The following is a 4391-nucleotide window of genomic DNA, read 5'->3' as shown; positions in this document are numbered from 1 at the left end:
TCCGCAGATGGGTGAAGGTATCTAAGGGCTCCATACCCCATGCCTTTTCCTGGTACCCGTCTCAGTGTTTCTTTTGTCGATTTTATAAAATCCTCCAATGACATTTCGCTACTTGCGGGCAAACAAATCGGGTACAGATTTGTAAACCATCCAACAGTTGTGCTTACATCTATGTCGCCAGAAATGTTTTCGCGACCATGCCCTTCCAGACCCACAACGATGTTTTCAAGACCGCTCCATTCGTGAATTGCCATCGCGAGACCGCAGAGAAGGATATCGTTGATATCCGTACTATAGGCACGGTTCGTTCCCTGGAGCAATAGAGCGGTCGATTCTTTGCCCAAATTCACGTTGTGCGACAGAACCTTGCCAGGCAGTGAAGGGTTGTCGACCATGTCGACAGGTAAAGGGCCATGGGAGGAATGCAACGTCTTCCAATAGGAATACTGAGAGACCACACGCCTGCTGACCGAATATTCTTTTAGGGCATTTGCCCATTCACGGTACGAAGAGCCTTTTTTTCCAAGGTCGATTTCTTTATTGGTACCAATTTGCTCTAATAGCAAATTCATATCGTCCATCAAAATACGCCACGAAACACCATCGATCACCAGGTGGTTCGCAACAATGAACAAACGGTTCTTGGTTTCATTATCCGGTGTTTCAATGAACACCATCTTAAAGACCTCGCCTTTATCTATGGAAAGTCCACGTTGAAATTCCTCACAGATTGCGGTAATCCCTGAAGAAAGTGCTTCTTGTTTTACAGCTTTTAAATCCCTAATCGCCAATACACCTTTGGAAGCACTATAGGACTGTTTCCAAGATTCACCCTTTTGATAGGAAAAGCGCAACCCGTCATGATGTTCCACCAATACCCCTGCTATTTTGGAAAATACCGAAGAGGGTATCGATTTATCGATTCCCAATAGGATCGCTTGGTTGAAATGGGTATCCTCACTATAAAGATCATCGAAATACCGCCTTTGTATCGGAAGCATCTCGCTCTCCCCTTCTAGAAAGCCTTGCTCCCCTAAAATCAAGGTATTGTGCCCCTTGATTACCTCTGTTAATTTGAAAATCGTTTGGCACTCGAAGATATCGATCGGATTAAGATTATAGCCCGATCGCCTGGCGCGGCTCACTACCTGGATCGTAATGATCGAATCCCCGCCAAGTTCGAAGAAATTGTCGTAAATACCGACCTTCTCCACGCCCAAAAGCTCCTGCCAGATATCGGCCAAGCGCTGCTCGGTTTCGTTGCTAGGGGCAACATACTCAACGGTCGAACCTTCTGATACATCAGGGTCTGGCAACGACTTCCTATCGACCTTCCCGTTACGCGTCAAAGGAAGCTCCTCCAAGAAGACCCATAGACGGGGTACCATGTACTCCGGAAGGCGATCCTTGAGCGCCATCTCGATAAAATCCCTGTCAAGGGCTCCCGCTACTACCACATAACCGACCAAGCGCTTGTCACCGCCCGAATCAGCCATCGCCAACACACAAGCGCCATCAATACCTTCGATCCCCAGGAGGACCATCTCGATCTCGCCAAGCTCGATACGGTAACCACGTACCTTTACCTGGTCGTCCTGCCTTCCCATAAAAAAAAGCTCACCATCAGCTGACCAACGAGCCAAATCACCGGTACGGTACAGTCGTTGATTTTCTTTAAATGGATGGCTAATAAACCTTTCAGACGTAAGGTCTGGGCGATTTAAGTATCCCCTGGTCAAACCATCGCCACCGATACACAACTCTCCCAAAGCTCCAACAGGCTGTATTTGAAGGTTTTCGGATAAGATATAAACATCGGTATTATGAATTGGGGCACCAATAGACACCCTCTCTACTCTAACCCCTTTAGGAAAGTACTTTATTGTAGTAGTTATTGTAGCCTCTGTTGGTCCATATTTATTATAAAAATCATAATGTTGAATCCAATTATTAGCTAGTTTTACCGAACATTCTTCTCCTCCTACAATAACTCTCCTCAAGGAGGATATGCCAATCTTAGGATCTAAAACCTTTAAAATACTAGGAGTTGTGTGAACATGGGTAACCTCATGATGCTCAATTACGCTTTTCAATAATGTTTCATCAAGAAGGGTATCCTCTTTTATCAACACCAAACTAGCTCCATTTAGCAGACAAAGGAAAATCTGCTCTACAGAAGCATCAAAGACCAAGTTCGATGTTTGCAATATCACATCTGATTCATTTATTCGATAGGTATTTGTTTGTGAGTTAATATAATTTATAAGGTTACAATGTTCCGCCATAACCCCTTTTGGCCTACCTGTGCTGCCAGAGGTGTAAATCGCATACGCCAAATTCTTAGGGTTTCCTCTTTTGGAAAGCTTTCTTTTTGAAATATCATTTAAATATTCATTATCTAAGGCGATAACTTCGATATCTATATCTATAGCAACCTCTTTTAATTGCTCTTCCGAGTCAGAATGTGAAAGAAGAAGTTTCGCATTTGAATCTGTTAACACATACTGTATTCGATCCTTGGGATGCTTTGGGTCGATGGGTAAATAGGCAGCTTCGCACTTCAATATTCCTAAAATACCAATCACCATTTCCAACGAACGGTTCGCGCTGATAGCTACTATTGACTCTTTACCAACTCCTTTTGTACCTAAGTATCGTGCCCATTGATTTGATTTTTGGTCTAGTTCCTTATAAGTAAGTTCGGTATTTTCAAAAATCAATGCTATTGCATCGGGATTTTTTAAAACACTCTCTTCGAATAAATCGATAATGGTTTTATCTGATGGATATTTTAACTTATTCTTATTAAAAGATTCAAGTACCTTCTGCCTATCTGATTTGGTTACCATGGATAGGCCATTCAACTTTGAAGATGGATTAGCAACGATATCAACTAATAACTCTTTGAAATTAAAGAGTATACCTTTAATGGTAGATTCATAAAACAGGTCTTTTCTATATTCTAAATCCAACACAATTCCCGATTCCTTTTGTTCGGAGAACAATGTCAAATCAAATTTTACATTGGTACCTCCCTTATCCACTAGTGGTTCCATAGCAAAATCGTCAAATTCCAAAGAATTTTGCGAATCATCATTTGGGGTATTCTGTAATACGAACATTACCTGAAAGAGGGGGTTCACATTCATATCGCGGGTCTTCACCACGCGGTCTACCACCTTCTCGAAGGGCGCCAACTGATGGTCATATGCCCCAAGCGTTGTTTCCTTTATCTGTTCCAAAAACTCCTTAAAACTGGGATTACCGCCAAGGTCGCTGCGCAGCACCAGCGTATTCACGAAGAAACCGATCATACCCTCTAGCTCCCCCTGTGTACGGTTCGCGATCGGTGTACCCACACTGATGTCCTCCTGACCGCTGTAACGGTACATCAATACCTTAAAGGCCGATAGTAAAGTCATAAACAGGGTAACTCCTTGGGAATTACTCAACGATACTAGAGCTTCACACAACTCCTTATCCAATTGCATTTGAACACTAGCACCTTCGGTACTTCGCACCGAAGGACGGACATGGTCTGTCGGTAAGCTCAAATTAGGAGCATCCGATAACTGACCCTCCCAATACTCCAATTGATTTTCCAACACCGCTCCTTCCAGATACTTCCGCTGCCAGATCGCATAGTCGGCATACTGGATCGACAACTCTGGCAGGTTCGTTTCTTCTTTCCTTATCATTGAGCCATACAAGGCCATAAACTCATTCATCAGAATACCTTCCGACCAACCATCACTGGCGATATGGTGGAACACACCCGCCAGAACATACTCCCGAGGTCCGAGCTCGTAAAGACACGCCCTGAACATATAGTCTTTGGAAAGATCGAAAGGTGCATCTGCAAAATTATCTACCAACTCTTCGACTATTTCAGCATCATCTAACTTAACAGTATCTAAAGTCCATTGATCAGCCGACATCATCTCTTGATAACCAATACCTTGCTCTGATTTTACAACGGTACGTAAAACCTCATGACGGTCAACGATAGTCTTAAAGCATTTTTCCAGTACGGCTACATCTAAAGCGCCTGTTAAACTTAGGGCCATTGAAATATGGTACTCCTTAGTGCCCTGAAGTTGGTCCAGGAACCACAGACGCTCCTGGCTGAAGGACAACGGGATACGCTCCCCACGTTCCTGTGGGACCACACTTGGCAATAGTGACTTTCTGGGTCCATTGATCAGGCTTTGCCCCAATTCGAATATGGTCGGGGAATTGAAGATCGCGGCAATGGCCAACTCGATTTTCATTCGCCTACGTACCATCGAAACCAAACGCGTCGCCAAAAGGCTATGCCCGCCGAGCTCGAAGAAGTTGTCGCGGATCCCCACCTTGTCCACGCCCAGCAGTTCCTGCCAGATATCCGACAG

General features: G+C 44.1%; 1 protein-coding gene. It reads right to left on the bottom strand.

Features of this window, described 5'->3' with window-relative positions:
• Positions 1 to 4391, bottom strand: a 4391-nt coding sequence (locus tag ACRD7P_RS20810) for an amino acid adenylation domain-containing protein (protein ID WP_430909721.1), incomplete at both ends; no start/stop codon positions are given.

The organism is Maribacter sp. 2-571 (assembly GCF_050589625.1).
Taxonomy (GTDB): domain Bacteria; phylum Bacteroidota; class Bacteroidia; order Flavobacteriales; family Flavobacteriaceae; genus Pelagihabitans.
The sequence above is the reverse complement of the archived record's forward strand: the minus strand, read 5'-3'. Positions and strand labels throughout refer to the sequence as shown.